At 68.0% G+C, this 26,624-nt stretch carries 23 protein-coding genes; 7 read left to right on the top strand and 16 right to left on the bottom strand.

The genetic code is table 11. The annotated features are described in order from the left end of the window. The 5 genes from JWP60_RS14870 to JWP60_RS14850 form a co-directional block, all read right to left on the bottom strand. Positions 1–1,403: HAMP domain-containing protein (locus JWP60_RS14870; protein WP_299792787.1), on the bottom strand; the 1,403-nt coding region annotated here is incomplete at its 3' end. Positions 1,404–1,672: 269 nt separating this feature from the next. Then, positions 1,673–2,800 carry a branched-chain amino acid ABC transporter substrate-binding protein gene (locus JWP60_RS14865; RefSeq protein WP_299792784.1) on the bottom strand — a complete coding sequence of 376 codons (1,128 nt, stop codon included), beginning with the start codon at positions 2,798–2,800 and terminating at the stop codon, positions 1,673–1,675. A 169-nt stretch (positions 2,801–2,969) separates the two neighbouring features. Further along, the gene (locus JWP60_RS14860) at positions 2,970–3,275 is read right to left on the bottom strand and encodes a hypothetical protein (RefSeq protein WP_299792781.1); all 306 of its coding nucleotides are present in this window, start codon (positions 3,273–3,275) and stop codon (positions 2,970–2,972) included. Continuing rightward, a complete protein-coding gene (locus JWP60_RS14855; protein WP_299792778.1) occupies positions 3,275–3,712 on the bottom strand; it encodes a DNA polymerase III subunit chi in 438 nt (145 codons plus the stop codon). Before JWP60_RS14855 ends, JWP60_RS14860 begins: the two co-directional genes overlap by 1 nt. Positions 3,713–3,729: 17 nt before the next feature. Beyond that, positions 3,730–5,256 carry a leucyl aminopeptidase gene (locus JWP60_RS14850; RefSeq protein WP_299792775.1) on the bottom strand — a complete coding sequence of 509 codons (1,527 nt, stop codon included), beginning with the start codon at positions 5,254–5,256 and terminating at the stop codon, positions 3,730–3,732. A gap of 39 nt (positions 5,257–5,295) precedes the next feature. On the opposite strand from JWP60_RS14850, the gene lptF reads away from it, so the two are divergent. Genes lptF through JWP60_RS14825 form a run of 5 tightly spaced genes read left to right on the top strand, consistent with a single transcriptional unit; the run spans position 5,296 to position 10,009 of the window. After that, positions 5,296–6,399, top strand: a complete 1,104-nt coding sequence (lptF, locus tag JWP60_RS14845; RefSeq protein WP_299792772.1) for an LPS export ABC transporter permease LptF — start codon at positions 5,296–5,298, stop codon at positions 6,397–6,399. Continuing rightward, complete coding sequence (gene lptG / locus JWP60_RS14840; protein ID WP_299792769.1) at positions 6,396–7,496, top strand: LPS export ABC transporter permease LptG; 1,101 nt, start codon at positions 6,396–6,398, stop codon at positions 7,494–7,496. Before lptF ends, lptG begins: the two co-directional genes overlap by 4 nt. Then, on the top strand, positions 7,493–7,858 hold the full coding sequence (locus tag JWP60_RS14835; protein ID WP_299792766.1) for a CbiX/SirB N-terminal domain-containing protein: 366 nt from the start codon (positions 7,493–7,495) through the stop codon (positions 7,856–7,858). Before lptG ends, JWP60_RS14835 begins: the two co-directional genes overlap by 4 nt. Positions 7,859–7,901: 43 nt before the next feature. Continuing rightward, positions 7,902–8,846 carry a CysB family HTH-type transcriptional regulator gene (locus JWP60_RS14830; protein ID WP_299792763.1) on the top strand — a complete coding sequence of 315 codons (945 nt, stop codon included), beginning with the start codon at positions 7,902–7,904 and terminating at the stop codon, positions 8,844–8,846. Next, on the top strand, positions 8,846–10,009 hold the full coding sequence (locus JWP60_RS14825; RefSeq protein WP_299792760.1) for a pyridoxal phosphate-dependent aminotransferase: 1,164 nt from the start codon (positions 8,846–8,848) through the stop codon (positions 10,007–10,009). Before JWP60_RS14830 ends, JWP60_RS14825 begins: the two co-directional genes overlap by 1 nt. Before the next feature lie 24 nt (positions 10,010–10,033). Here JWP60_RS14825 and JWP60_RS14820 read toward each other — a convergent pair whose 3' ends face one another. The 4 genes from JWP60_RS14820 to JWP60_RS14805 form a co-directional block, all read right to left on the bottom strand. After that, complete coding sequence (locus JWP60_RS14820; protein WP_299792758.1) at positions 10,034–10,738, bottom strand: twin-arginine translocation signal domain-containing protein; 705 nt, start codon at positions 10,736–10,738, stop codon at positions 10,034–10,036. Between the two features lie 105 nt (positions 10,739–10,843). Then, on the bottom strand, positions 10,844–14,719 hold the full coding sequence (gene hrpA, locus JWP60_RS14815; protein ID WP_299792755.1) for an ATP-dependent RNA helicase HrpA: 3,876 nt from the start codon (positions 14,717–14,719) through the stop codon (positions 10,844–10,846). Between the two features lie 35 nt (positions 14,720–14,754). After that, positions 14,755–16,002, bottom strand: a complete 1,248-nt coding sequence (locus tag JWP60_RS14810; protein WP_299792752.1) for a diguanylate cyclase — start codon at positions 16,000–16,002, stop codon at positions 14,755–14,757. A gap of 44 nt (positions 16,003–16,046) precedes the next feature. Continuing rightward, positions 16,047–17,273 carry a GGDEF domain-containing protein gene (locus tag JWP60_RS14805; protein ID WP_299792750.1) on the bottom strand — a complete coding sequence of 409 codons (1,227 nt, stop codon included), beginning with the start codon at positions 17,271–17,273 and terminating at the stop codon, positions 16,047–16,049. A 78-nt stretch (positions 17,274–17,351) separates the two neighbouring features. Here JWP60_RS14805 and argA point away from each other — a divergent pair, with 78 nt between their 5' ends. Both argA and JWP60_RS14795 read left to right on the top strand, forming a co-directional pair. Further along, positions 17,352–18,701 carry an amino-acid N-acetyltransferase gene (gene argA, locus JWP60_RS14800; protein WP_299792747.1) on the top strand — a complete coding sequence of 450 codons (1,350 nt, stop codon included), beginning with the start codon at positions 17,352–17,354 and terminating at the stop codon, positions 18,699–18,701. A gap of 302 nt (positions 18,702–19,003) precedes the next feature. Then, positions 19,004–20,350 carry an erythromycin esterase family protein gene (locus JWP60_RS14795; protein WP_299792744.1) on the top strand — a complete coding sequence of 449 codons (1,347 nt, stop codon included), beginning with the start codon at positions 19,004–19,006 and terminating at the stop codon, positions 20,348–20,350. A gap of 100 nt (positions 20,351–20,450) precedes the next feature. On the opposite strand, the gene JWP60_RS14790 is transcribed toward JWP60_RS14795, so the two are convergent. The 7 genes from JWP60_RS14790 to JWP60_RS14760 all read right to left on the bottom strand — a co-directional run bounded on the left by JWP60_RS14790 (position 20,451) and on the right by JWP60_RS14760 (position 26,543). After that, complete coding sequence (locus JWP60_RS14790) at positions 20,451–20,999, bottom strand: disulfide bond formation protein B (protein WP_299792741.1); 549 nt, start codon at positions 20,997–20,999, stop codon at positions 20,451–20,453. A 29-nt stretch (positions 21,000–21,028) separates the two neighbouring features. Continuing rightward, the gene (locus tag JWP60_RS14785) at positions 21,029–22,123 is read right to left on the bottom strand and encodes a sulfate ABC transporter ATP-binding protein (RefSeq protein WP_299792738.1); all 1,095 of its coding nucleotides are present in this window, start codon (positions 22,121–22,123) and stop codon (positions 21,029–21,031) included. Positions 22,124–22,127: 4 nt separating this feature from the next. Continuing rightward, a complete protein-coding gene (gene cysW / locus JWP60_RS14780) occupies positions 22,128–23,132 on the bottom strand; it encodes a sulfate ABC transporter permease subunit CysW (RefSeq protein ID WP_299792735.1) in 1,005 nt (334 codons plus the stop codon). Further along, positions 23,129–24,007 (bottom strand): sulfate ABC transporter permease subunit CysT, encoded by an 879-nt coding sequence (gene cysT / locus JWP60_RS14775; protein ID WP_299792731.1) that lies wholly within the window; start codon positions 24,005–24,007, stop codon positions 23,129–23,131. The genes cysW and cysT overlap by 4 nt, the downstream gene beginning before the upstream one ends. Positions 24,008–24,017: 10 nt before the next feature. Next, positions 24,018–25,010 carry a sulfate ABC transporter substrate-binding protein gene (locus JWP60_RS14770; protein ID WP_299792729.1) on the bottom strand — a complete coding sequence of 331 codons (993 nt, stop codon included), beginning with the start codon at positions 25,008–25,010 and terminating at the stop codon, positions 24,018–24,020. A gap of 52 nt (positions 25,011–25,062) precedes the next feature. Then, positions 25,063–25,698 carry a peroxiredoxin gene (locus JWP60_RS14765; protein ID WP_299792726.1) on the bottom strand — a complete coding sequence of 212 codons (636 nt, stop codon included), beginning with the start codon at positions 25,696–25,698 and terminating at the stop codon, positions 25,063–25,065. Between the two features lie 89 nt (positions 25,699–25,787). Continuing rightward, positions 25,788–26,543: an IclR family transcriptional regulator C-terminal domain-containing protein gene (locus JWP60_RS14760; protein WP_299792723.1), complete on the bottom strand. Its 756-nt coding sequence runs from the start codon at positions 26,541–26,543 to the stop codon at positions 25,788–25,790. Positions 26,544–26,624: the final 81 nt, after the last annotated feature.

Below are 26,624 nucleotides of genomic sequence, written 5' to 3'. Positions count from 1 at the left end.
CAGGTCCCGGCCACGCCCTGCACGTCGGCCTGGCCACCCAGCTTGCCTTCGGTACCCACCTCGCGCGCCACGCGGGTCACTTCCGAAGCGAAGGATCGCAGCTGGTCCACCATCGTGTTGATGGTGTTCTTCAGTTCGAGAATTTCACCCTTCACGTCCACGGTGATCTTCTTCGACAGGTCACCGGCCGCCACGGCCTTCGTCACGTCCGCGATGTTGCGCACCTGCGCCGTGAGGTTGCCGGCCATGGAGTTCACCGAGTCGGTCAGGTCCTTCCAGGGCCCTGCCACACCCTGCACGTCGGCCTGGCCACCCAGCTTGCCTTCGGTACCCACCTCGCGCGCGACGCGGGTCACTTCCGAGGCGAACGATCGCAGCTGGTCGACCATCGTGTTGATGGTGTTCTTCAGTTCGAGAATCTCACCCTTCACGTCCACGGTGATCTTCTTGGAGAGGTCACCCGCGGCCACGGCCTTGGTCACCTCCGCGATGTTGCGCACCTGCGCCGTGAGGTTGCCGGCCATCGAGTTGACCGAGTCGGTCAGGTCCTTCCAGGTACCCGCCACGCCCTGCACTTCCGCCTGGCCGCCCAGCTTGCCCTCGGTCCCCACCTCGCGCGCCACGCGCGTCACTTCGGCGGAGAAGGTGCCCAGCTGCTGCACCATCTTGTTGATCGTCATGGCGGTGCGCAGGAATTCGCCTTCGAGCGCGCGGCCGTCGGCCTCGAGCGCCATCGACTTCGACAGGTCGCCCTGCGCCACCGCACCGATCACCCGCGCCACTTCGGAAGTCGGGTGCACCAGGTCGGAGATCAGGGAGTTGATCGATTCGGCCGAGTCGCGCCAGAAGCCGCCCGAGCTGGGCATGGCGGCACGCTCCTTCAGCTTGCCTTCCTTGCCGACCACGCGCGACAGCCGCGCCAGTTCCTGCGACATGCGCACGTTCTCGGAGACCACCTCGTTGAACGCATCGGCCACCTTGCCGAACAGGCCCGTCCAGTCGTGCGGCAGCTCGGTCTGCACGTTGCCCTTCTTCAGCTCGCTCAGGCCGCCCAGCAGGATGCGCGTGCGATCGGCCGAGAGCTCCACTTCGTCGAGCAGCGCGTTGACGCTGGCCACGTTCTCCTGCCAGAAGCCGGTGAGCTTGTCGTCGCCGACGCGGCGCCCCGCGCGCGAGCCGGTGTGCGGCGCGGCTGCCACGGACTTGAGCTTGTGGCTGGTACGCGAAGTCTGCGAGGACAGATCGTTGAACTCGCCGGCGATCTTTCCCAGCAGCCCGTCCCATTCGGTCGGCAGGCTCACCCCTGGCTCGCCCCGCCGGAAGGCCGACAAGGCCTTCAGCACCTGTTTCAACTCGTCCCCGTCGCGGTGCTCGGCTGCAGGCATCTTCGCCAGAACTTCCATGTAATCCCCCATTGGTAAGCAACTGTTGGCACACCAACAGATTGAGGGAGGGTACCGGCTTCGCAACCAGCCTTCAACACGACAGGAAGCATTAGCGGCCCCGAAACTCAGTGCTGGCGCGGGGCGTAGGAACCATCCGACGAAAAGACCTCCGGCTGACCTACACCCCGGTGGCAGGACGGCGACAGCTGCGCCTGCTTGGCGCGGAATGCAAAAGGCCGCCCGGAGGCGGCCTTTTGGGATACAGCAGGTTACCCTGCTCCAGCTGATTACAGCGCCGTCTTCTTGCCGCCCTTGTAGGTGTACAGGGTGGTCGCGGCGTTCTTCAGTTCGCCGTTCGGTTCGAAGGCGATGTTGGCCGTGACGCCCTTGAAGTTGCTCTTTGCCAGGAAGGTCTTGTACTTCTTCGGGTCGGTGGAGTTCGCGCGCTTCATCGCGTCGACCAGCACGAAGGTGGCGTCGTAGGTGTAGGGGCTGTAGATCTGGAACTGGTTCGGGTACTTCTTCTCGTAGCGGTCACGCCACGCCTTGCCGCCAGGCATCTTCTCGAGCGACGCGCCGCCTTCGGCACAGATCACGTTGTCCAGCGGCTTGGCCCCGCCGGACAGCTCGATGATCTTCTGGGTGCAGATGCCGTCGCCGCCGAAGAACTTGACGCTGGTCATGCCCAGCTGCTCCAGCTGGCGCAGCATCGGGCCGCCCTGGGCGTCCATGCCGCCGTAGAAGATCGCGTCGGGGTTCTTGGCCTTGATCGAGGTCAGGATGGCCATGAAGTCGGTGGCCTTGTCGTTCGTGTACTCCTGCGCCACGACCTGCATGCCCTTGGACTTGGCGATCTTCGCGAACACTTCGGCGACGCCCTGGCCGTAGGCCGTGCGGTCGTCGATGATGGCGACCTTCTTCAGCTTCAGCGTGTCCGCCGCGTACAGCGCCAGCGCGGCGCCCAGCGCGTTGTCGTTGGCGATGATGCGGAAGGTGGTGTCGTATTTCGGCTTGGTCAGGTCGGGATTGGTGGCCGCGCCCGTGACGTGCGGGATGCCGCAGTCGTGATAGACCTTGGAGGCCGGGATGGTGGTGCCGGAGTTGAGGTGGCCCACGATGCCATTCACCTTCGCGTCGCACAGCTTCTGTGCGGCGGCGGTGCCCTGCTTCGGATCGGCGGCGTCGTCCTCGGCCTGGATCTCGAACTTGACCTTCTTGCCACCGATGGTGATGTTCTGTCCGTTCAGGTCCTCGATGGCCATGCGGACGCCGTTCTCGTTGTCCTTGCCATAGTGCGCCTGCGGCCCCGACATGGGCGCGACGTGACCGATCTTGACGACCTGCTCCTGCGCAGCGACGGTGCCGCACAGGGCAGCGATCGCCATGACGGCCGTCAATTTCAGTTGGAATTGCATGAAAACCTCCGGTAGGGGGAAAAGTGTGAGACCCGTGCTTCCTCGACGGGCGGGACGTTATCGCAATTTCCACGCCTGGACCAGTAGGGAAAGGTCTAGGTCGTCAGCCAAATGCGAGCTTCGTCCACCACCGAGCAAGTGCGCTGCGCGAAAGCGCTCGCACTAGCACTCAAACGCCCGGCGCGCTGCCGCGTTGACGGGCCTCGATCTCCTCGGCGACAGCCTGCGCGACCAGATCGCGCACCAGCACCTCGATGCGGTCGCGCAGCAGCGGGGCGAGCGCCGCCGTCTGCTCCAGGATCACGGTGGCGATGGTCTCGCGCAGGCGCCGCTCGAGCGCCAGGTCCACGCGCTGCAGCAAGCGCTGCGCGAGCTGGTCCTGCGACACGGCGATTGCCGGAGACAGCGGGGCGGGGCCGGTCTGGACCACCTCGGTCAGCGTCGGCACGAAGCGCGGCGGGGTGCGCGTGGCCATCAGGCGCCCTCCCGCGCGACGATGTCGTGGCGCACGATCGCGTAGCCGCGGTCCTTGTAGTGCTTCCAGCGCGCCCGGGCCTCTATGCGGTCATCCTGCTCCAGCGAGACCAGTTCGATCAGCCGCTCGAACCGCTCGAAGCCCTCGGGCACCGTGCCCCCCAGGTTCACCAGCACCTCGTGGTGCGGAACGCCACGCGGCGCCTCCGCCAGCACCACCGGCGAGGCGGCAAGCACCTGCACATCGGCTTGCGCGGTGTGGCAGTGCGGGATGAATTCGAGCGGCGAGAAGGTCCACAACTCGGTGTCGAGCGATCGCAGCAGCGTGGGCTCGCCCGTCACCACCACCCTCGTTCCCGCGCGGCTGGCCTTGCGCACCAGCCGGCACGCATAGGCCACCTTGTCGGGCATGTTGAAGTGGAAGGCGACCTCGGTCATGCGCGGCGTGCGGTCCTTCAGGCAAGGGCGCGGGTGCGGGCCCTGGCGGCCTTGGCGGCCTTCGCGGGCGCGGCAACGCTGGCCCGCTTGGCGGGGGCAGCGCCGACCGATTCCTGCGACAGCAGGTATTCGAGCAGCAGGCCCACGGGACGCCCGGTGGACCCCTTGGCCGCACCCCCCTTCCAGGCGGTGCCGGCGATGTCCAGGTGGGCCCACGGATAGTTCTGCGTGAAGCGATGCAGGAACTTCGCGGCCACCACCGCGCCGCCGGCCCGACCCGCGACGTTGGCCACGTCGGCGAAGTTGGTCTTCAGGCCTTCGGCGTATTCGTCGTCGAGCGGCATCCGCCAGCAGGGATCGAGCGCCGCGTCGCCCGCGTCCAGCAGTTGCTGCGCCAGTGCGTCGTCGGTGGCGAACAGGCCGCTGCGCACCCCGCCCAGGGCCACCACGCAGGCGCCGGTGAGCGTGGCGATGTCGATCACCGCGCGCGGCTTGAAGCGCTCGGCGTAGGTGAGCGCATCGCACAGGATCAGCCGGCCTTCGGCATCGGTGTTCAGCACCTCGATGGTCTGGCCACTGAGACTGGTGAGGATGTCGCCCGGCTTGTACGAGCCGCCATCGGGCATGTTCTCGCAGCTCGGGATCAGGCCGATCACGTTCAGACGCGGCTTCAGTTCGGCCAGCGCGCGGAAGGTGCCCAGCACGCTGGCGGCACCCCCCATGTCGTACTTCATCTCGTCCATCTCGGCCGAAGGCTTGATCGAGATGCCGCCGGTGTCGAAGGTGATGCCCTTGCCCACCAGCACGATGGGCGCCTCGCCCTTGCCGGCGCCGTCGTAGCGCAGCGTGATGAAGCGCAGCGGCTCGACCGAGCCCTTGGCCACGCCCATGAAGGAGCCCATGCCGATACGCGCGACCTCCTTGGGCCCCAGCACCTCCACCTGCAGGCCGTGCGTCTTGGCCAGCTTGGTGGCCTCCTCGCCCAGGCGCGTCGGCGTCGCGTAGTTCGGCGGCAGGTTGCCCAGTTCGCGGGCGAACTCGATGCCCGCGGCCGCGGCCTTGGCGCGGGCGAAGGCCTGCTTCTGCGCGCCAGCGTCGGCCACGCCGATCACCACCTTTTTCAGCTCGCGCGCTTCGGGCTTCGACTTGGTGGCGACGTAGACGTAACTGCTCTCCGCGATGCCGCACACGGCAGCGCGCACGGCGTCGGCGCCGCTGCCGGCCGGCAGCAGGACCGTGAGCTTGCGAGCCGTCGACGAGCGCAGCGTCGAGGCGGCTGCCTGCACGGCGGTTTGCACGCGCTTGCCCGAGCCGTCGCCGGCCCCGGCGAGCAGCAAGCGGGGCGCGGCGATGCCTTCGGCGCGGTAGGCCTGCAACATCTTGCCGGGCTTGGGTTCGAGATCCCCCGCCGCCAGGGCGGAAGCCACCAGCTTGCCCAGCGGGTCCTTGCCCGCCTGGAAGCCCTCGGTGACCAGGACCAGCAGCACGTCGCTCTTCTCGCCGGCAGCACCTGCAAGGTCGAGGGTCTTGAGTTCGAAGTCCATAATCCCTGTTGTTCACGCGCATCCCGCGCTCGGCCGCCGATGTTATTCCATTCAACCGTTCGCAAGGAGCTGGCCCGCAGTTTCGGGGCCTCGCTGGTGGTGCTGGTCACCATCGTCATGACCATGACCCTGATCCGCACCCTGAGCCTGGCCAACCGCGGCACCGTCAATCCCGAGGAAGTGATGATGGTGATGGGCTACACGGTGCTCGGCTACCTGCCCACCATCCTGTCGCTGTCGCTGTTCATCGCGATCGTGGGCACGCTCTCGCGCATGTACCGCGACAGCGAGATGGTGATCTGGTTCAGCGCCGGCCGCGGCCTGTCCTCGCTGCTGCGGCCGCTGTTCGGCTTTGCCTGGCCGGTGCTGGCCGTCACGGGGCTGCTGGCGCTGGTGATCTGGCCCTGGGCCAACCAGCAGACGCAGGACCTGAAGGACCGCTACGGCAAGCGCGGCGACCTCGAGCGGGTGGCGCCCGGGCAGTTCCAGGAGTCGGCCAGTGGCCGCCGCGTGTTCTTCCTCGACAAGGACAGCCCGGACAACAAGTCGGGCAAGAACATCTTCATCTCCTCGCTCGAGCGTGACCGCGAGACCGTCACCTCGGCCCGCAGCGGCCACGTCGAAACGATCGGCGACGACCAGTTCCTGCTGCTGAACAACGGCCAGCGGCTGGAGAACTCCCTCAAGGGCGAGGGCTTGCGCATCAGCGAATTCCAGGAGCACGGCACCCGGGTGCGCGAAGGCAGTGCGGGCGCCGCCGAGGAAAGCCCGGCCAAGGTGCGATCGACGCTGGCGCTGGTGCGCGCCGCGCGCACGCCGGTCAATCTCGGCGAGCTCGCCTGGCGCCTCGGCCTGGCGCTGGCCGGCATCAACTTCGTGCTGCTGGCGATCACCGTCTCCAGCGTGAACCCGCGCGTGGGACGCAGCGGCAACCTGGTTTTCGCGCTGTTCGCGTTCATCGTGTACTTCAACCTGCTCAACCTCGGCCAGAGCTGGATAGCCAGTCGGCGCATCGGCTTCGTCGCCTTCCTGCTGCTGGTGCACGGCGGCACCTTCCTGCTCGCCTCCCTCTGGCTCGCGCGGCAGCACAACGGCTGGGCCTTCAGCCGGCTGCTGCGGCTCACGCGCAGGCGCGCCGCATGAGGACGATCCGCCGCCTGGTCTACGTCGAGGTCCTCTACGCCGTGGCCTTCGTCAGCCTCGGCTTCCTGGCGCTGTTCTTCTTCTTCGACTTCATCGACGAGATCCCCAGCCTGGGCCGCGCCAGCCAGGCCTACCGCGTGACGCAGGCGCTGCTCTATGTGGGCCTGCGGCTGCCGAGCCATCTCTACGAGCTGATGCCCATCGCGGTGCTGATCGGCACCATCTTCGTGATGGCGCGCTTCGCGCAAAGCTCGGAATACACCATCCTGCGCACCAGCGGGCTCGGCCCCTGGCGAGCGCTGCGCGCGCTCCTGGTGCTGGGTGCCGTCTTCACCGTGCTGACCTTCGCCACCGGCGATTACCTGGCACCGGTCAGCGACCGCACCGCGCAACTGCTGCGCGCGCGCATGGACGGCGGCGTGTCGGTCGGCCTCACCGGGGCCTGGCTGAAAGAGCGCCAGCGCGACTACTCGTACAACGTCAACGTGCTGCGGCTCACGGCCGAGGGCAAGATGCAGCGCGTGCGCATCTTCGAGGCCGATTCGCGCGGCTTCCTGGTGTCGCTCACGCAGGGCTCGTGGGGCCGTTTTGGCGATGGCGCCTGGATGCTCGAAGACGTGGACCGCACGGAATTCACCCAGGTACAAGGCAAGACCCCGCGCGTGCAGCGCGTGAAGCTGCCCACCCTGCGCTGGCCCACGGAGATCACGCAGGAGATGGTGTCGGTGGCGCTGCTCAAGCCGGAGCGCATGAGCACCCTCGACCTGTTCCAGTACATCCGTCACCTCGAGGCGAACGCGCAGACCTCGCAGCGCTACGAGATCGAGTTCTGGCGCAAGGTGTTCTATCCCTTGAGCTGTCTCGTGATGGTGGTGCTGGCCCTGCCCTTCGCCTACCTGCATTTCCGCCAGAGCGGCATCACCAGCTACGTGTTCGGGGGCGTGCTGATCGGCATCAGCTTCTTCCTCCTGAACAACGTGTTCGGCTACATCGGCAACATGCAGAACTGGGTACCCTGGGTGGCAGCGGGGGCGCCCGGCTTTCTCTACACCCTGCTCTCGCTGGGCGCCTTCGTCTGGCTCGTGCTGCGCCGGTGAGCAGCCCCAAGGCGATCGTCCTGTTCGGCCACGGCTCGCGCGACCCGCTGTGGCGCCTGCCGATGGAAACCGTCGCCGCCCGCTTGCGGGTGCTGCAGCCCGACACGCCGGTGCGCTGCGCCTATCTCGAACTCGAGACGCCGGGCCTGCCAGCGGCCGTGGCCGACCTGGTCGCTGGCGGTACGCAGAGCGTCACCATCGTCCCTATGTTTTTGGGTGCGGGCCGCCATGCCCGCGAGGACCTGCCGGTGCTGGTCGCGGCCTTGCGCCTGGCGCACCCCGATGTGGCATTCGTGCTGCAGAAACCCGTGGGCGAGGACGACCGGGTGCTGGAGCTGATCGCCAGAATTGCGCTGGAATAATTGCCGCGGGCATAATGAATTTCTCCCTTAGAAGAAATTCAGCATGAACCTGCATCAGTTTCGCTTCGTGCAGGAAGCGGTGCGGCGCAACTTGAACCTGACGGAAGCCGCCAAGGCGCTGCATACCTCGCAGCCGGGCGTCTCCAAGGCGATCATTGAGCTGGAAGATGAACTTGGCATCGAGATCTTCGCCCGTCATGGCAAGCGCCTGAAGCGCGTGACCGAACCGGGGCAGCACGTCCTCAAGAGCATCGAGCTGATCATGCGCGAGGTGGGCAACCTCAAGCGCATCGGCGAGCAGTTCAGCGCGCAGGACAGCGGCACCCTGTCGATCGCCACCACGCACACGCAGGCGCGCTACGTCCTGCCGCTCCCGGTGGTGAAGCTGCGCGAGGCCTACCCCAAGGTCAACGTGAGCCTGCACCAGGGCTCGCCCGACCAGGTGGCGCGCATGGTGATGGACGAGGTGGCGGAGATCGGCATTGCCACCGAATCGCTGTCCGACTACCCGGACCTGGTCACCCTGCCCTGCTACGAGTGGCAGCACGTGCTGGTGCTGCCGCAGGGGCATCCGCTGGCCCGCAAGGAGCGCCTCACTCTGGAAGACCTGGCCGCCGAAGCGCTGGTCACCTACCATCCCTCCTTCACCGGCCGCACGCGCATCGACACCGCCTTCGCGCAGCGCAAGCTCACGCCCCGCATCGCCCTGGAGGCGATCGACTCCGACGTGATCAAGACTTATGTGCGCCTGGGCCTGGGCATCGGCATCGTCGCGGAGATGGCGGTGCGCGACGACGGCAGCAACTCCGACCTGGCGGTGCGGCCGCTCGGCCACCTGTTCGGGCAGAACCTGGCGCGGGTCGCGTTCAAGCGCGGCGCGTATTTGCGAACCTTCGTGTTCCGCTTCGCCGAACTGCTTTCCGACCGCCTCGACCGCAACCTGATCGCCAAGGCCATGACCGGCCACGGCTCCGACTTCGATATCTGATGAGCACGACAGAACGCACCCCGCCCATCGCCACCAAGTTTCCGGCGATGGGGACCACCATCTTCACGGTGATGTCCGCACTGGCCGCCGAGAAGGGCGCCGTCAACCTGGGCCAGGGCTTCCCGGACTTCGGTTGCGACCCCAAGCTGCTCGAGGCCGTCACCGAGGCCATGGGCAAGGGCCTCAACCAGTACCCGCCCATGACGGGCATCGCGCCGCTGCGCGAAGCGGTGGCCGCCAAGATCGAGGCCTTGTACGGGCGCAAGTACGACCCCGCCAGCGAGATCACCATCACGGCGGGAGCGACGCAGGCGATCATCACCGCGGTGCTGGCGATCGTGAAGCCGGGCGACGAGGTCATCGTGCTGGAGCCCTGCTACGACAGCTACGTGCCCAACATCGAACTCGCCGGCGGCACGGTGGTGCGCGTTCCCCTGACGCCCGGTACTTTCCGTCCCGACTTCGCCAAGATCGCCGGCGCACTGTCGCCGCGCACGCGCGCGATCCTGGTCAACTCGCCGCACAACCCAAGTGCCACCGTGTGGACGCAGGCGGAGATGCTGCAGCTGCAGGACCTGCTCGCCCCCACCGACGTGTTCGTGATCAGCGACGAGGTCTACGAGCACATGGTGTTCGATGGCCAGTTGCACCAGAGCGCCGCCCGCTTTGCGGGGCTGGCCGCGCGTTCGCTGATCGTCTCCAGCTTCGGCAAGACCTATCACGTCACCGGCTGGAAGATCGGCTACGTCGCCGCGCCGGCAGTGTTGTCGGCGGAGTTCCGCAAGGTCCACCAGTTCAACGTCTTCACGGTCAACACGCCGATGCAGTACGGACTGGCGAGCTACATGGCTTCCCCCGAACCGTACCTGCAGCTGCCCGCCTTCTACCAGCGCAAGCGCGACCTGTTCCGCGCGGGCCTGGCGCGCACCCGGCTGAAGCTGCTTCCCAGCGAAGGCACGTACTTCCAGTGCGTCGAGATCGCGCAGGTGAGCGACCTGCGCGAAGCCGAGTTCTGCCAATGGCTCACCAGCGAACTCGGCGTCGCCGCCATCCCGCTGTCGGCCTTCTACGGCGGCGGCTTCGACCAGCGCGTGGTGCGCTTCTGCTTCGCCAAGAAGGACGAGACGCTGCGCAGCGCGCTGGACCGGTTGGCGAAGCTGTGAGCGCCTAGGGCCTGAACAGGCCGCCTAGCACTGGATCGGGTTCTTGCAGAACCGATCCAGTTCCTGCACCACGGCCTGTCCGGCGACGGCCGTGTGCGCCTTCGGTCCGACGTCGAGACTGAGCTTCATCTCGTACTTGTGGAAGAACGCGTCGAACAGTTCGCCGCCCACGGTGGCGTGCGCGGTCAGCGTGTCTGCGTGCGGGTCGTGCGCCAGCAGCACGGCGCTCAGGGGCTGCCTGGCCGGGCCGGAGAGCACTTCGGCGCCGCGGGCCGGGTCGTACTGCGAGTGCTCCGCGCAGCAGTGGATCAGGCCGTCCTGCACGCCACGATGCGCCCGCGTCTTGCGAAAGCTGATGAAGCTCACATCGTGGCTGGGATACGCGAGCTGGTGCGCGCAGATCGCCGAGAAGGCCACGATGCTGCGATGGTGGCCCACGCCGCCCGGCCAGCTGTAGGGACTGCGGTCCTCGGTGGTCAGGATGTGCGGTGTCACCGGCCGGCCCAGGTCCAGCAGGAACACCGGCGTCGCCTCGAACGGATAGTGGAAGATGTAGTTGAACTGCGGCTTCAGCGAGGACGCCTTCAGCGCCTCGCCATGCTCGTGGATCAGCAGCGCCGGCGCGTATTCCCTGGGCTTGGCGTCCGCCGCCCAGGACGACAGGCTGCCAGCGGCGGTCAGCCCCGCCGCGCCGGCCGTGCACGTGCCGATGAAACTGCGTCGATCCATGCCATATCCCCTTGTTGGTCGTGCCAAGGTTGCCTGAGCCTTGGCCGATGCGTATCCGGTTTTGTACCGCAGTCGCAGGTTCTTGCGGGCGCGCGCAAGCGGGTCTCAGCCACTCAGCTGACTCCACGCCTTGTCCAGCCGCTTGACGCTCACCGGCTGCGGCGTGCGCAGTTCCTGCGCGAAGAAGCTGACCCGCAGCTCCTCGAGCAGCCAGCGGAAGTCTTCCATGCGATCGTCCATGGCCCCCTTGCGCTCGGCCAGCAGCCGCCAGAAACGCTGCTCCTGCGGCCTGAGCTCCGCCAGCCGCGTACTGTCGCGCGCGGGGTCGGCCCGCAGCTTGTCCAGCCGCAGCACGATGCCCTTCAGGTAGCGCGGAACATGCTGCAGCCGTGCCCAGGGCGTGGCTGCCAGGAAGCGCTTGGGCACGAGCCGCTGCAGCTGCTGCGCGGCATCGGCGGTGGCCTCCGGCTGGATGCGCGTGTCCTTGATCTTGCGCGCCGCCGCGGCCTGCTCCACGAGGATGGTGCCGGCCAGTCGTGCGACCTCGTTGGCGATCAGCGTGAGCCGGCCGCGTCCCTCGTCCAGCCGCTTGCCGAAGTCGGCTGCATTCCCCGGCAAGGGATCCATCAGGAAGGCGCGGTCCAGCGCCACCTCGACGATCTGCTCGCGCAGTTCCTCCTGGGTGCCCAGCGGCATGTACGCCACCGACATCTTCTGCAGGTCGGGGATGTTCTTCTCCAGGTACTTCAGGGCGTCGCGCAGTTGCAGCGCGAACAGGCGGCGCAGGCCGGCGCGGTGCTTCGCGGCCGCGACCTGCGGCTCGTCAAAGACCTCGATCGTCACGGCATCGGCGCGATCGATCAGCGCCGGAAAGCCGACCAGGCTGGTGCCGCCGCGGCGGATCTCCATCAGCTCGGGCAGCTCGCCGAAAGTCCACGCGGTGTACCGTTTTTCTCCTCCCCCCTCCGCGGGGAGGTTGGGAGGGGGGCGCTTCGCCGTGGGCGCCGTGCTGACCGCCGCGCCCCCACCCTGCCCTCCCCCGGAGGGGGAGGGTGAAGAAGCGACTTTCAAGCCCGCCAGTGCCTGGAACGCCCCGCGCGCCTTCGCGCCCAGTTCGGCCTTCAGCGCTCCGAGGTTGCGGCCAATGCCAAGCTGGCGCCCGTGTTCGTCCACCACGCGGATGTTCATGAACAGGTGCGGCGGCACCATGTCCAGCTTGAAGTCCGTGCGCTTCACGTCCAGGCTGGTCTCGTCGCGCACCAGCTTCAGCAGGACGTCGGTGAGACTGCCATTGGCGTAGCGCTCGGGCGCCGTCAGCAACTGCGCGATGCGCGTGGCCGATTCCGGCAGCGGCACGAAGCGCGAACGCGGCTTTTGCGGCAGGCTTTTCAGCAACGCCTGGATCTTGTCCTTCAGCATGCCCGGCACCAGCCACTCGGTGCGCTCGTCGTTCACCTGGTTCAGCACGAACAGCGGCACGTCCACCGTGAGGCCGTCGCGCGCGTCGCCGGGCGAGTGCAGATAGGTCGAGACACAGTCCACGCCACCCAGGCGCACCGTCTTCGGGAAGGCATTGCTGGTGATGCCGGCGGCTTCGTGCCGCATCAACTCGTCGCGCGTGAGCTTCAACAGGTCGGGTTGCGAGCGGCTCGCCTCCCGGTACCAGCGCTCGAAGGTGGCGCCGCTGAACACGTCCCTGGGCACCTGCTGGTCGTAGAAGGCGTAGATCAATTCCTCGTCGACCAGCACGTCCTGCCGGCGCGACTTGTGCTCCAGCTCCTCGACCTGCTTCACCAGCTTCTGGTTGGCCGCCAGGAAGGGCAGCTTGGCTTCCCACTCGCCCGCCACCAGTCCGGCGCGCAGGAAGATCTCGCGCGCACCCTGCAGGTCGGCCCGCGCGAAGGGCACGCGCCGGCCGCTGTAGATCACCAGCCCGTAGAGGGTGGCCCGCTCCAGGGAAACGACTTCCGCCGCCTTCTTTTCCCAGTGGGGATCGAGCAGCTGCTTTTTCAGCAGGTGACCCGCGACTTCCTCCACCCACTGCGGCTCGATGTTGGCGACGCCACGGCCGAACAGGCGGGTGGTCTCCACCAGTTCGGCGGCGACGATCCAGCGGCCGGGGCGCTTCTTCAGGTGCGCGCCCGGGTGCCGGTAGAACTTGATGCCGCGCGCGCCGAGATAAGCCTCGTCATCTTCCAGCTTGAAGCCGATGTTCCCGAGCAGGCCCGAGAGCATCGCCTTGTGCAATTGCTCGTAGCTGGCGGGCTGGTCGTTCAGTTTCCACTTGTGCTCGGTGACGACGGTCAGCAGCTGGCTGTGCACGTCGCGCCATTCGCGCACCCGCCGCACGTTGACGAAGTTGGCGCGCAGCAGCTGCTCGTACTGGCGGTTGGACAACTTGTGTTCCTTGCCGTGACCGCCCCGCGCTTCGTCCAGCCATTGCCACAAACGCAGGTAGCCCGAGAACTCGCTTTTCTCGTCGTCGAACTTCGCGTGCTGCTGGTCCGCCTGCGCCTGCAGTTCCATCGGCCGGTCGCGCACGTCCTGCAGCGACAGGGCCGCTGCGATCACCAGCACCTCCTCGAGCGCGCCGCGCTCGCGCGCCTCCAGGATCATGCGGCCCACGCGCGGATCGAGCGGCAGCCGGGCGAGCTCCGCGCCCATCGGCGTGAGCGCGTTGTCGTCGTCCACCGCGCCCAGCTCGTTGAGCAGCTGATAACCGTCGGCGATCGCGCGCCGCGCCGGCGGGTCGATGAAGGGAAATTCCTCCACCGTGCCCAGGTGCAGCGACTTCATCCGCAGGATCACGCCGGCGAGCGACGAGCGCAGGATCTCCGGGTCGGTGAAGCGCGGCCGGCCATTGAAATCCTGCTCGTCGTACAGGCGGATGCAGATGCCGTTGGCCACGCGGCCGCAGCGGCCCGCCCGCTGGTTGGCGGCGGCCTGGCTGACCGGCTCCACCAGCAGCTGTTCCACCTTGCTGCGAAAACTGTAGCGCTTGACGCGGGCCGTGCCGGTGTCGATCACATAGCGGATGCCGGGGACGGTGAGCGAGGTCTCGGCCACGTTGGTGGCCAGCACGATGCGCCGGCCGCTGTGGCCGTCGAACACGCGGTCCTGCTCCGCCTGCGACAGGCGCGCGAACAGCGGCAGCACTTCGGCGTTGCGCGTGAGCACGTCGTGCGACAGGTGCTTGCGCAGGTGGTCCGCGGCCTCGCGGATCTCACGCTCGCCGGGCAGGAAGACGAGGATGTCGCCGGGCGCGTTGCCGCGCCACAGTTCGTCCACGCCATCGGCGATCGCGTCGTTCAGGTCGTGATCGCGCGACTCCTCGAAGGCGCGCCAGCGCTGTTCCACCGGGAAGGTGCGCCCCGAGACGTAGATGACAGGCGCCGGTCCGTGCGCGGAGGCAAAGTGCTGGGCGAAGCGCTCCGCATCGATGGTCGCCGAGGTCACCACCACCTTGAGGTCCGGACGCCGCGGCAGCAGCTGCCGCAGGTAGCCCAGGAGGAAGTCGATGTTGAGGCTGCGCTCGTGCGCCTCGTCGATGATGATCGTGTCGTAGGCCTTGAGCAGCGGGTCGGACTGGGTCTCGGCCAGCAGGATGCCGTCGGTCATCAGCTTGACCGAGGCGTCCTTCTGCAGGCGGTCCTGGAAGCGCACCCGGTAGCCGACGACCTCGCCCAGCGGCGTCTGCAGTTCCTGCGCGATGCGCTTGGCGACGCTGGAAGCCGCAATGCGCCGCGGTTGCGTGTGGCCGATCAGCCGGCCCTTGCCGGCCGGCGCATTGAGCTTGCCGCGTCCCATGGCGAGCGCGATCTTGGGCAGCTGCGTGGTCTTGCCGGAGCCGGTCTCGCCGCAGACGATCACCACCTGGTGCGCCGCCATGGCGGCCATGATCTCCTCGCGCCGGGCGGAGACGGGCAGGTTCTCGGGAAAGGTGATGGCGACGGGAGCGGGCAAGGCGGACTTGGAGGGCAACCCGCGATTATCCGACGACGCGGATGGCCTTGTCTTCAGATGGCGGCAGCGGCGGTGGTGGTCTGGGACAAATCGGGGTCCGGCGCGGCGAGTTCCGCGATCTGGCCGGCCTTCTGGTCGAAGAAGGCCATGCGGCTGCCATAGCTCCACGCCGTACGCGCCATCGCCCGCGCGGTCGCCACCGCCTGCGAAGGCCGCACCTGCGTGCTGGTGCCCAGCACGCCCACGCCCAGCTCGGCGATCCACGCGGTGCCGCGCGAGTCGAGCCGGGCCGGATCGGTGCTCGTGCTCAGGGAGACCGGCCGCAGCATGCGGTCGCGGATCTGGCGCGCCAGCTGGCCCAGCCGTTCGACGTCGGGCGTGTTGGGCACCAGCAGCAGGAAGCCGTCCTCGCCCAGCCGCCCCATCTCCACGTTCTGCGGCACGCAGCGGCGCAGCCGGCCCGCGCACACGAACAGCGCGTGGTTGAAGGCGGCGCGGCCATGCAGGTTTTCCAGCGCGTAGAGGTTGGCGATGGAGATCGCGATCACGCCGATCGGCCGCGCCTCGGCATCGCGGCGGAAGAACACATCCCCCACCATCTGCCCGGTCTCGCTGTGCGAGCGCATGCGCGTCACGGGGTCGTAGCTCGGGCCGTGCGCCAGCACCTCGGAGAGCTCCAGCAGGTACGAGTAGCGCGCCCACAGCACGCTGGCGATCACGCACAGGTAGGCCACGCCGGCGCTGGCGCTGATGGCGTGCATCGGCCAGTCGCGCGTGCGATCGAGGGCAATCCAGCTCAGGCCCGCCAGCGCCACCAGCATGAAGAAGATGCCGGCGACCGCGCTCCACCCCGCCCGGTCGCCGCGCATGGCGCCGCGCGCGGCCACCACCAGCATCATCATGCCGACCGCGAAGGCCGCCAGCGAGCTGAGCGCCAGCGACTGCGCCGGCTCCAGCAGCCAGCCGACCACCAGCACCAGCAGGCTGCCGCCCACCAGCCCGCCGATCGCTCGCCGTCCCACCGACGTCTGGCGCAACATGCCCAGCGTCGACATCAGCATCAAGGCCAGCGCCGCGGCGGTGAGCACGGCGACGTGCGCCAGCACGCGGGCCTCGACGGCGCCTTCGAAAGGCAGCCAGCCCAGGTAGGCGACCACGAACGCGGCGGAGAACAGCGAGGTCAGCCCCGCCATCAGGGCCACCCGCCGATGCGAGCGCCGGAAGGCCGCCAGCGAGATGACGAGCATCAGGAAGGCGGTGCAGAAGAAGGCGCCCCAGAAGCCCGCTGCCAAAGAGTCCATTGCGCCGACGATAACAAATCGGTGGCGCGGGCCGCCGGGCAGAGTCAGAAGACGCTCAGCGGCGTCTCGTCGACCGCCAGTTCGGCGATCTGCCCGGCCTCCTGGTCGAACACCGCCACGCGCGTGGGATAGGTCCAGGCGGTGCGCGCCATCGCCCGCACCGTGGCCACCACCTGCGCCGGACGCACCTTGGTGCTGGTCGCCAGCACGCCGATGCCGATGTCCGCCACCCAGTTGGTGCCGGTGGTGCCTATGCGTCCGGGGTCGCGGCTGGTGCTGAGCGACACCGGCCGCGCCAGCCGCTCGCGGATCTGCCGGGCGAGCTGCCCGAGGGCGCGCATGTCCTCCATGCTGCGGGTCAGCAGCAGGAAGCCGTCCTCGCCCAGCCGGCCCATCTCCACCGTCTGCGGCACACAGCGGCGCAAGCGTCCGGCGCAGATGAACAGTGCGTGGTTGAAGGCGGCGCGCCCGTGCAGGTTCTCCAGTGCGTAGAGATTGCCGATGCACACCGCGACGACACCCACCGGCCGCGCCTCCGCATCGCGGTGGAAGAACATGTCGCCCACCATCTGCCCGGTCTCGCTGTGCGAGCGCATGCGCGTCACCGGATCGTAGGCGGGCCCGTGCGCCATCACCTCCGACAGCTCCAGCAGGTAGGAGTAGCGGTCCCAGGCCGCGGCGCCCATCACCGACAGGAATCCCATGCAGGCCAGCGCGCTGACCGCGTGCACCGGCCAGCTCGTGGAATGATCGATGCCGATCCAGCTGAGGCACGAGAGGCCGACCAGCAGCAGGGCCATGCCGACGGCGGCGCCGGCAGCGAGCCGGCTGCCGACCCAGGCCGTGCGGATCGCCACCAGCAGCATCACCACGGCGGCCGTCAACGTTGCCGCCCAGCCGAGGATCAGCGCCTGCCGCGCAGCGAGCATCCAGCCGGCGGCAACGACCGCCAAGGCCAGTGCCATGGTGATGCTCGCCACTCGCAGCGTCGGCCGTCGCTGGCGCAGCAGGCCCAGCAGCGCCAGCAGCATCGGCGACAGCGCTCCGGCGGAGAGCGGCGCGATCAGCGCCACCAGCCGGTCCTGGTGCACACTGTTGGCGGATAACCAGCCCAGGCAGGCGGCGACGAACACGGCGCACACCACCGCACTGAAAGCGGCGCTGAGGGCGACCTGCCGGCGCGTGCGCACGAACACGGCCAGGGAAATGCCAAGCATCAGGGCGGCCGTTCCGAAGAAGGCCCCCCAGAAACCGGCGGCGATGGGATCCATGGGCCGACGATAACGCACGCCGCGCCTTTGCCCTGAAGGGGTGTCCCTTAAACTGTCGCGCTCCCACCACCCGCGCCCATGTCCGCCATCTTCAATTTCACCTTCGTGCCCTGGTTCCGCTCGGTGGCGCCCTACATCCACATGCACCGCGGCAAGACCTTCGTCGTCGGCATGGCGGGCGAGGCGATCGCGGCCGGCAAGCTGCAGCACATCGCGCAGGACCTGGCCCTGATCCAGAGCATGGGCGTGAAGGTGGTGCTGGTCTACGGCTTCCGCCCACAGGTGAACGAGCAGCTGCAGGCCAAGGGCCACGCCGCGCGCTACTCGCACGGCATGCGCATCACCGACGGCGTGGCGCTCGATTGCGCGCAGGAGGCGGCGGGCCAGCTGCGCTACGAAATCGAGGCGGCGTTCAGCCAGGGATTGCCGAACACGCCGATGGCCGGTTCCACCGTGCGCGTGATCTCGGGCAACTTCATCACGGCGCGGCCGGTGGGCATTCTCGACGGCGTCGACTTCCAGCATTCGGGGCTGGTGCGCAAGGTGGACGTCGCGGGCATCAAGCGCACGATCGACCTCGGTGCCATGGTGCTGCTGTCCCCCTTCGGTTTTTCGCCGACCGGGGAGGCCTTCAACCTGACCATGGAGGAAGTCGCGACCAGCGTCGCGACGGCCCTGCAGGCCGACAAGCTGATCTTCCTCACCGAGATCCCCGGCGTGCGGGTCAAGCCGCTGGAAGCCGCGGACGACGAGAACCCGATCGACACCGAACTGCCGCTGGCCGCGGCGGAGCAACTGCTGCGCACGCTGCCGCCGGCGCAGAACCCGTGCGAGACGGGCTTCTACCTGCAGCATTGCGTGAAGGCCTGCAAGGCGGGCGTCGAGCGCAGCCACATCATCCCGTTTGCGGTCGACGGCGCGCTGCTGCTGGAGGTGTACGTGCATGACGGCATCGGCACCATGGTGGTCGACGAAAAGCTGGAGGAGCTGCGCGAGGCGACGGCCGACGACGTCGGCGGCATCCTGCAACTGATCGAGCCCTTCGAGCGCGACGGCACGCTGGTCAAGCGCGATCGCACCGAGATCGAACGCGACATCGCCAACTACACCATCATCGACCACGACGGCGTGATCTTCGCGTGCGCCGCGCTGTACCCCTATCCCGAGGCACGCACGGGCGAGATGGCCGCACTCACCGTGTCGCCACAGAGCCAGGGCCAGGGCGACGGCGAGAAGGTGCTGCGGCGGGTGGAGCAGCGCGCCCGCGCCATGGGGCTGGAAAGCATCTTCGTGCTCACCACGCGCACCATGCACTGGTTCCTCAAGCGCGGCTTCGTGCAGGTCGACCCGGACTGGCTGCCCGACGCGCGCAAGCGCAAGTACAACTGGGACCGCCGCAGCATGGTGTTCGTCAAGAAGCTGGGCTGAGAAGCTGTGAACGAATTGCTCACACCCGCGCGCGGCCGCACATGACCCATCTCTCACGCCAACATCGCGCAGCGGCCTCGCCCTTCGGGGCGGGGCACCTCAGGGCGAGGCGCGCGTTGCTCCCCTTGCTCAGGCGGGCAGCCTGAGCGGCGGGACGCGCCTTCGCCTGCACCCTGAGGCACCCCGTCGCGGGCGCGATCCATTCATTCACAGCTTCTGAGCGCCCGACGCGAAGCGCGTCCTACACCGCTGGCGCAGCCGCCCCGACACGCAGGCCAGGGCCGCGGCGCTAGCTTGCTCGCATGAGCCCTTCCTCGCTACGCAACGAGACCCTGCTGCAGGGCCTGCGCTCGCATCTGCGCGCCCTGCCCGGCGCCGCGCCCGAAGACGATCTCCTGCTGCGCCAGCTGGGACAAGCCAGGCTCGCGCTGCTGGGCGAGGCTTCGCACGGGACGCACGAGTTCTATGCCGAGCGGGCCGCATTGAGCCAGCGGCTGATCGAGCAGCATGGCTTCAACGCCGTGGTGGTCGAGGCGGATTGGCCGGACGCCTGGCGCATCAACCGCTACATCCGCAGTCGCTCGGACGATGCGGATGCGGCGGCGGCGCTCTCCGGCTTCGAGCGCTTTCCCACCTGGATGTGGCGCAACACGGTGGTGCGCGACTTCGTCGAGTGGCTGCGCGCGCACAACCGCGAGCGGCCGACCTCGCAGCAGGTCGGCTTCTATGGCATGGACCTGTACAGCCTCTACCGTTCGGTGCGCGCCGTGCTCGATCACCTGGACCGCGTCGATCCCCAGGCAGCCCAGCGCGCCCGCAGCCGCTATACGTGCTTCGACCACTTCGGCGAAGACAGCCAGGCCTATGGCTACGCGGCGAGCTTCGGCCTGCAATCGAGCTGCGAGGACGAGGTGGTGCAGCAGCTGCGCGAGATGAACCGGCGCGCGGCGGACTTGCTGGCCGGCTCCCGGGAGGACCGCGCCGACGTGTTCTTCGCCCAGCAGAACGCCCGGCTGGTGCGCAACGCGGAGGAGTACTACCGGACCATGTTCCATGGCCGCGTCTCCTCGTGGAATCTGCGCGACAGCCACATGGTGGAGACGCTGCAGGCCCTGGACAAGTATCTGCAGACCGTGACCGGCCAGGCCAGGATGATCGTGTGGGCGCACAACTCGCACCTGGGCGATGCCAGTGCCACCGAGATGGGCGACCAGGGCGAATGGAACGTCGGCCAGTTGGCCCGCGACCGCTGGGGCGAGCAGGCCATGCTGGTCGGATTCAGCACGCATCGCGGCACCGTGACCGCTGCCTCGGAATGGGACGGCACGGCGGAACGCAAGCGGGTGCGCCCGGGCCTGGAGGGCAGCTACGAGGACCTGTTCCACCAGGCGGGCGAGGAACGCTTCTGGCTGCCCCTGCGCGGCAACGCCCCGCTGGCCGAACTGCTGCGCGCCAAGCGCCTGCAGCGCGCGATCGGCGTCATCTACCAGCCGCGCACCGAGCGCATGAGTCACTACTTCGAGACCAAGCTGCCAGCGCAATTCGACGCGATGATCCACATCGACGAGACGCGGGCGGTGCAGCCGCTGGTGCCCGAGCCGGTGTGGCATGCGGGCGAGCCCGCGGAGACTTATCCGTCGGGGCTTTGAGGCTTGGTGGGGAACATAGTGGGGTGCGCGATGCGCATCCCGCCCTACAGCGGACCATCCTGGTAGGGTGGGATGCGCGCAGCGCACCCCACCGCCGCGCCTACGCCGCCAGCGGCGCGCTCATTCCCCCTACGGGCCGGCGCCGCGCCTGGCGCGCCAGCAGCAGGACGCCCACCGCGAGGAAGAACACGAAGCACAGGAACGACCAGTTCGCGATCGAACCGCCGAGGAAGGTCCAGTCGACCTTGGTGCAGTCGCCGCTGCCCTTGAAGATCATCGGGATCGCGCGCTTGAGCGGGAAGGTCTCGATCATCCCGTAGAAGTCGCGGCCGCACGAGGCTGTCTCGGGCGGATACCACTGCAGCCAGCTTTGCCGCGCGGCGACGAAGCCGCCGAAGCCCGCCAGCAACACCATCAGCCCGGCGCCCGCGAGGTGCGCACCCCGCGACCTGAAGGCCGCCGTCACGCCGGCGACGATGGCGACCAGCACCAGCGCATAGCGCTGCACGATGCACATGGGGCAAGGCTCCAGGCCCACCACGTGCTGCAGGTAGAGGCCGAAGGCCAGCAATGCGATGCTGATCGCGGCCACCAGGGCCAGGATGCGCCGCGGCGCCGCTTCGAACCAGTTCATGGGATTGCCGTTCATGTCCATCCTTCCTTGCGGTCCGTATGATCTCAGATGCCGGCGCCGGTCTCCAGGAACACCCGCGCGCGCCGTGGTGTCGCCACCAGGGTATCGCCTTCGCGGAAGCCCTTGGCACGGAACTCCTCGGCGCCGATCTGCGCCTCGATCACCGCGTCGCCATCGGTGCGGCCCTGGCCGCCCTCGACCGGCACCAGCTCCAGCCGCGCGATCGGGCCCACGACGATCGCGCGGGCCAGCTTGACCGCGATGCCGCTGGCACCGGGCGTCCAGCGCTGCACCTCCACGTCGTGCGGGCGCACGTACGCCGAGGCCCTGGCGTTCTGCGCATCCGCGTATTCGGGCGAATCGATCTGCAGGCCCTGGAAGCTCACCTCGCCTTGATGCGCGCGGCCATGGAACAGGTTGACGTCGCCGAGGAAGCCATAGACGAACGGGCTGGCCGGATGGTCCCACACCTCCTGCGGCGAGCCGACCTGCTCGATGTTGCCGGCATTCATCAGCACCACGCGGTCGGCGACTTCCAGCGCCTCCTCCTGGTCGTGCGTGACGAAGATCGAGGTGACGTGCAGGTCGTCGTGCAGGCGCCGCAGCCAGCGGCGCAGTTCCTTGCGCACCTTGGCATCGAGGGCGCCGAAGGGCTCGTCGAGCAGCAGCACCTTGGGCTCCACCGCCAGCGCGCGGGCCAAAGCGATGCGCTGGCGCTGGCCGCCGGACAGCTGCGAGGGAAAGCGCTCGGCCAACCAGTCGAGCTGCACCAGGCCGAGCAGCTCGTGCACCTTGGCCTTGATCTGCGCCTCGCCCGGGCGCTGGCCGCGCGGCTTCACGCGCAGGCCGAAGGCGACGTTCTCGAACACGGTCATGTGCCGGAACAAGGCGTAGTGCTGGAACACGAAGCCGACCTGGCGCTCGCGCACGTGCACGCTGGTGGTGTCCTCGCCGGCGAACAGGATGCTGCCGGCGTCGGCCGTCTCCAGGCCCGCGATGATGCGCAGCAGCGTGGTCTTGCCGCAGCCCGAAGGCCCCAGCAGCGCGACCAGCTCGCCCGAAGCGATGGTGAGCGAGACGTCGTTCAGCGCGCGGAAGCCGCCGAAGTTCTTGCTGACGTTGCGGATTTCGATGCTCATGGGGCTAGCGCCTAGGGTATTGCTCCCTCTCCCCTGCGGGGAGAGGGCTGGGGTGAGGGGCGCTGGAGGTGAGGCCGCTGGAGGTGACGCCGCTGGTCTCGAGGCCGCTGGCGGTGAGGGCTGCGGCACTCCCAGGCCGCTCCGGCGGCAAGGCGGCCGCGGCCTTCATCTCCCTCTCCTGCCGCCACTCCGCCGCCGACTTGATCACCAGCGTCACCAGGGCGAGCAGCGCCAGCAGCGACGCAACGGAAAAGGCCGCCGCCGACTGGTACTCGTTGTAGAGGATCTCCACGTGCAGCGGCATGGTGTTGGTCTGGCCGCGGATGTGGCCAGAGACGACCGACACCGCCCCGAACTCGCCCATGGCCCGCGCGTTGCACAGGATCACGCCGTAGATCAGGCCCCACTTGATGTTGGGCAAGGTCACGTGGCGAAAGGTCTGCCAGCCGGTGGCGCCCAGCACGATGGCCGCCTGCTCCTCGTCGGTGCCCTGGGCCTGCATCAGGGGGACCAGCTCGCGCGCGATGAAGGGAAAGGTGACGAAGATCGTCGCCAGCACGATGCCGGGAATGGCAAAGATGATCTTGATGTCGTGCGCGGCCAGCCACGGGCCGAGCCAGCCCTGCGCGCCGAACACCAGCACGTACATCAGGCCGGCCACCACCGGCGACACGGAGAACGGCAGGTCGACCAGCGTGGTCAGGAAGGCCTTGCCGCGGAATTCGTACTTGGCGATCGCCCAGGCCGCGGCAACGCCGAACACCAGGTTCAGCGGCACGGCGATCACGGCCGTGATCAGCGTCAGGCGGATGGCGGCCAGGGCATCCGGTTCCTTCAGTGCTTCGAAGTAGGCGCCCAGACCTTTGCGCAGCGCCTCGGTGAAGACGGCGGCGAGCGGCAGCACCAGGAACAGCAGGACGAACAGCAGCGCGATGCCGATCAGCGTGCGGCGCACCCACGGGGCCTCCGTGGTGCTCACGCGCTTGCGGGTGAGGTCGGTGGCGCTCATCCTCCCGCGCTCCTTCGCTGCCAGACCTGCAGCGCATTGATCACCAGCAGCAGCACGAAGGAAAACAGCAGCATCATGACGGCGACCGCGGTGGCGCCGCCGTAGTCGTACTGCTCCAGCTTGCCGATGATGATCAGGGGCGTGATCTCCGAGACCATCGGCATGTTGCCGGCGATGAAGATCACCGAGCCGTACTCGCCGATCGCGCGGGCGAAGGCCATCGCGAAACCGGTCAGCAGCGCCGGCAGGATGGAGGGCAGGATCACCTTCGTGAAGGTCTGCAGGCGCGTCGCCCCCAGGCACATCGCGGCCTCTTCCAGTTCCTGCTCGAACTCCTCCAGCACCGGCTGCACCGTGCGCACCACGAAGGGCAGGCCGATGAAGATCAGCGCGATCACCACGCCGTTGCGGTTGAAGGCGAGCTTGATCCCGAGCGGCTCCAGGTATTGCCCGATCCAGCCATTGCCTGCCAGCAGGGCGGTCAGCGAGATGCCCGCCACCGCGGTGGGCAGCGCGAACGGCAGGTCGACCAGGGCATGGACAATGCGCTTGCCCGGAAAGCGATAGCGCACCAGCACCCAGGCGACCAGCAGGCCGAACACCACGTTGACCACGGCGGCGATGAAAGACGCGCCGAACGTGAGCCGGTATGCCGCCAGCACGCGAGGCGAACTGACGGCCGTCCAGAACTGGTCCCAGGTGAGCGAGAAAGTCCGCAGCACCAGCGCCGACAGCGGGATCAGCACGATCAGGCACAGGTAGAAGACCGTGTAGCCCAGGGTCAGGCCGAAGCCGGGCAGCACCCGGCGGCTGCCGCGACGTGAAGAAGGCGCCGCTGCCGTTGCCGGCAGCGGCGCCGCGAGTCCGCCACTCATCTCTGGTTTCTTACTTGACGGTGTACAGCTTGTCGAACTGGCCGCCGTCGCTGAAGTGCACCTTCTGCGCCTGCGACAAGGACCCGAAGAGTTCGTCCACGGAAAACAGCTTGATGGCCTTGAACTTGGGGTACTTCTTCAGCACGGCCTCGTTGGTCGGGCGGATGTAGTGCCTGGCCGCGATCTCCTGGCCCTCCTCGGAATACAGGAAGTTCAGGTACGTCTTGGCGAGTTCGCCGGTGCCCTTCTTGGCCACCGTGCGCTCGACGACCGCGACCGGATTCTCGGCGATGATGCTGATCGAGGGATAGACCACGTCGACCTTGTTCGCACCGAACTCCTGGTTGACCGACTCCACCTCGGACTCGAACGTGATCAGCACGTCACCGATGTTCCGTTGCAGGAAGGCCGTGGTGGCGTCGCGTCCGCCGCGGGCGAGCACGGGCACGTTCTTGTACAACTTCGAGACGAACTCCGCGGCCTGCGCGTCGCTGCCACCCTTCTTGCGCACGTAGCCCCACGCGGCCAGGTAGGCGTAGCGGCCATTGCCGCCGGTCTTCGGGTTCACCACCACCACCTGCACGCCCGGCTTGATCAGGTCGTCCCAGTCCTTGATGCCCTTGGGATTGCCGTTGCGCACCAGGAACAGCATGGTCGACGTGGTGGGCGCCGCGTTGTGCGGAAAGCGCTTCTGCCAGTCCTTGGCCACCACGCCGCGGTCGGCAAGGAACTCGATGTCGGTCGTGGTGTTCATGGTCACCACGTCGGCATCGAGGCCGTCGGCCACCGCCCGCGCCTGGGCGCTGGAGCCGGCATGCGACTGCTCGACCTTCACGTCCTTGCCGCTGGTCTTCTTGTACCAGGGCACGAAGGCGGCGTTGATGTCCTTGTAGAACTCGCGCGCGACGTCGTAGGAGACGTTCAGCAGGGTCTGCTGCTGCGCGCAGGCGAGGCCGCTGGCCAGCAGGGCAAGGGAGGCAAGGAGGAGTTTGAAGGTCTTCATGAATTCGCGGGCGTTACAGGACGAGGCCCCGTCAGGGGCCTCGTTTTGTCCATTACTTCGGTTGCGGGGTCAGGCGCAGGTACGGACGCACGGCCTTGAAGCCCTGCGGGAAACGCTCGGCCAGTTCCTTCGGGTCCGTGATGCTGGGCACGATCACCACGTCGTCGCCCTGCTTCCAGTTGGCGGGGGTCGCGACCTTGTGGCTGTCGGTGAGCTTGAGCGAGTCGATCACGCGCAGGATCTCGTCGAAGTTGCGGCCGGTGGACGCAGGATACGTGAGCGTGGCGCGGATCGCCTTCTTGGGGTCGATGATGAACACGCTGCGCACGGTGGCGTTGGCCAGCGAGTTCGGGTGGATCATGTCGTACAGCGTGGCCACCTTGCGGTCGGCATCGGCCAGGATCGGGAAGTTGACCGTGGTGTTCTGGGTCTCGTTGATGTCGTTGACCCACGCGCGGTGCGACTCGATCGGATCGACGCTGACGGCGATGGGCTTCACGCCGCGCTTGCCGAATTCACCGGAAAGCGCCGCGGTCTTGCCCAGTTCGGTGGTGCACACCGGGGTGAAGTCCGCGGGGTGGGAGAACAGCACCACCCAGGAATCGCCCGCCCACTCGTGGAAGCGGATGGTGCCTTCGGTGGAGTCCTGGACGAAATCGGGGGCGGTGTCGCCGAGGCGCAAGGTCATGGTGCGGGCCTTTCTACAGAGCTGGCGATTGTCGGCAGCAGTGCTGGGCACTGCAACGAATATCTCGTTGTATGTATATGCGGACCGGTTCAGAGGAGCGCCCGCAGTTCGCGCGCGGCCTCCAGCAGCAGGGGCAGCAAGTCCCTCTGCAGCGAGCGCGGCTCGACCCGCTGGCGCGTGGTGACCACGTTCAGGGCCGCCACGGTGCGGCCATCCATCATGCGCAGGGGCACCGCCACGGCATGAACGCCGAGTTCGTGCTCCTCGCTGGCGACGCAATAGTCCTGCTGCCGCACCTGCGCGATCAGGGCCCGGAAGTTGCGGTTGTCGGTGGTGGTGTGCGCCGTCAGCCGGGCGAGCTCCCTGCCCTTGAGCCAGGCGCTGAAGTCGCTGCGGCTCTTGGCGGCCAGCAGCACGCGCCCCGTCGAGGTGGCGTGGGCCGGCAGCCGCGCCCCCAGGTGCAGCCCATAGGCCAGTTGCGCCGAGCCGCTGCGCGCCACGATCACGACCTGCTCGCCATCGAGCACCACGGCGGAAAACGACTCGCCGGTCAGGCCGGCCAGCCGGTTGAGCGTCGGCTGGATGGCGCGCGGCAGCCGGGCCGAGGCCAGGTAGCTGCCGGACAGTCGCAGCACCTTGGGCGCCAGCCAGAACCAGCTGCCGTCGGTTTCCAGGTAGCCCAGATGCGCCAGCGTCAGCAGGTGGCGGCGCGCCGCCGCCCGCGTGAGGCCGGCGCGTTCGGCGGCCAGCGTGGCGTTCAGCCTTTGCCGCTGGGTGTCGAAGCTTTCCAGCACGGCCAGGCCCTTGGCCATGCCGGCGATGTAGTCCGCGTGGGCGATCGTCATGGAACAGGCGCAAAGCAGTGCGCGATGATCGCGCAGCGTGCCCGATCATCGCACAGCGGCTGCGCTGCTTGCCGTTCACGC

Source organism: Ramlibacter sp. (genome assembly GCF_028291745.1).
In the GTDB taxonomy this organism is placed as follows: domain Bacteria; phylum Pseudomonadota; class Gammaproteobacteria; order Burkholderiales; family Burkholderiaceae_C; genus Ramlibacter.
The sequence above is the reverse complement of the archived record's forward strand: the minus strand, read 5'-3'. Positions and strand labels throughout refer to the sequence as shown.

What these genes read in the sequence shown, in the direction of transcription:
- JWP60_RS14865 (WP_299792784.1), bottom strand. Translation starts at nt 2,800, where the DNA reads ATGCAATTCCAACTGAAATTGACGGCCGTCATGGCGATCGCTGCCCTG.
- JWP60_RS14860 (WP_299792781.1), bottom strand. Translation starts at nt 3,275, where the DNA reads ATGGCCACGCGCACCCCGCCGCGCTTCGTGCCGACGCTGACCGAGGTG.
- JWP60_RS14855 (WP_299792778.1), bottom strand. Translation starts at nt 3,712, where the DNA reads ATGACCGAGGTCGCCTTCCACTTCAACATGCCCGACAAGGTGGCCTAT.
- JWP60_RS14850 (WP_299792775.1), bottom strand. Translation starts at nt 5,256, where the DNA reads ATGGACTTCGAACTCAAGACCCTCGACCTTGCAGGTGCTGCCGGCGAG.
- lptF (WP_299792772.1), top strand. Translation starts at nt 5,296, where the DNA reads ATGTTATTCCATTCAACCGTTCGCAAGGAGCTGGCCCGCAGTTTCGGG.
- lptG (WP_299792769.1), top strand. Translation starts at nt 6,396, where the DNA reads ATGAGGACGATCCGCCGCCTGGTCTACGTCGAGGTCCTCTACGCCGTG.
- JWP60_RS14830 (WP_299792763.1), top strand. Translation starts at nt 7,902, where the DNA reads ATGAACCTGCATCAGTTTCGCTTCGTGCAGGAAGCGGTGCGGCGCAAC.
- JWP60_RS14825 (WP_299792760.1), top strand. Translation starts at nt 8,846, where the DNA reads ATGAGCACGACAGAACGCACCCCGCCCATCGCCACCAAGTTTCCGGCG.
- JWP60_RS14820 (WP_299792758.1), bottom strand. Translation starts at nt 10,738, where the DNA reads ATGGATCGACGCAGTTTCATCGGCACGTGCACGGCCGGCGCGGCGGGG.
- JWP60_RS14810 (WP_299792752.1), bottom strand. Translation starts at nt 16,002, where the DNA reads ATGGACTCTTTGGCAGCGGGCTTCTGGGGCGCCTTCTTCTGCACCGCC.
- JWP60_RS14805 (WP_299792750.1), bottom strand. Translation starts at nt 17,273, where the DNA reads ATGGATCCCATCGCCGCCGGTTTCTGGGGGGCCTTCTTCGGAACGGCC.
- argA (WP_299792747.1), top strand. Translation starts at nt 17,352, where the DNA reads ATGTCCGCCATCTTCAATTTCACCTTCGTGCCCTGGTTCCGCTCGGTG.
- JWP60_RS14795 (WP_299792744.1), top strand. Translation starts at nt 19,004, where the DNA reads ATGAGCCCTTCCTCGCTACGCAACGAGACCCTGCTGCAGGGCCTGCGC.
- JWP60_RS14790 (WP_299792741.1), bottom strand. Translation starts at nt 20,999, where the DNA reads ATGAACGGCAATCCCATGAACTGGTTCGAAGCGGCGCCGCGGCGCATC.
- JWP60_RS14785 (WP_299792738.1), bottom strand. Translation starts at nt 22,123, where the DNA reads ATGAGCATCGAAATCCGCAACGTCAGCAAGAACTTCGGCGGCTTCCGC.
- cysW (WP_299792735.1), bottom strand. Translation starts at nt 23,132, where the DNA reads ATGAGCGCCACCGACCTCACCCGCAAGCGCGTGAGCACCACGGAGGCC.
- cysT (WP_299792731.1), bottom strand. Translation starts at nt 24,007, where the DNA reads ATGAGTGGCGGACTCGCGGCGCCGCTGCCGGCAACGGCAGCGGCGCCT.
- JWP60_RS14770 (WP_299792729.1), bottom strand. Translation starts at nt 25,010, where the DNA reads ATGAAGACCTTCAAACTCCTCCTTGCCTCCCTTGCCCTGCTGGCCAGC.
- JWP60_RS14765 (WP_299792726.1), bottom strand. Translation starts at nt 25,698, where the DNA reads ATGACCTTGCGCCTCGGCGACACCGCCCCCGATTTCGTCCAGGACTCC.
- JWP60_RS14760 (WP_299792723.1), bottom strand. Translation starts at nt 26,543, where the DNA reads ATGACGATCGCCCACGCGGACTACATCGCCGGCATGGCCAAGGGCCTG.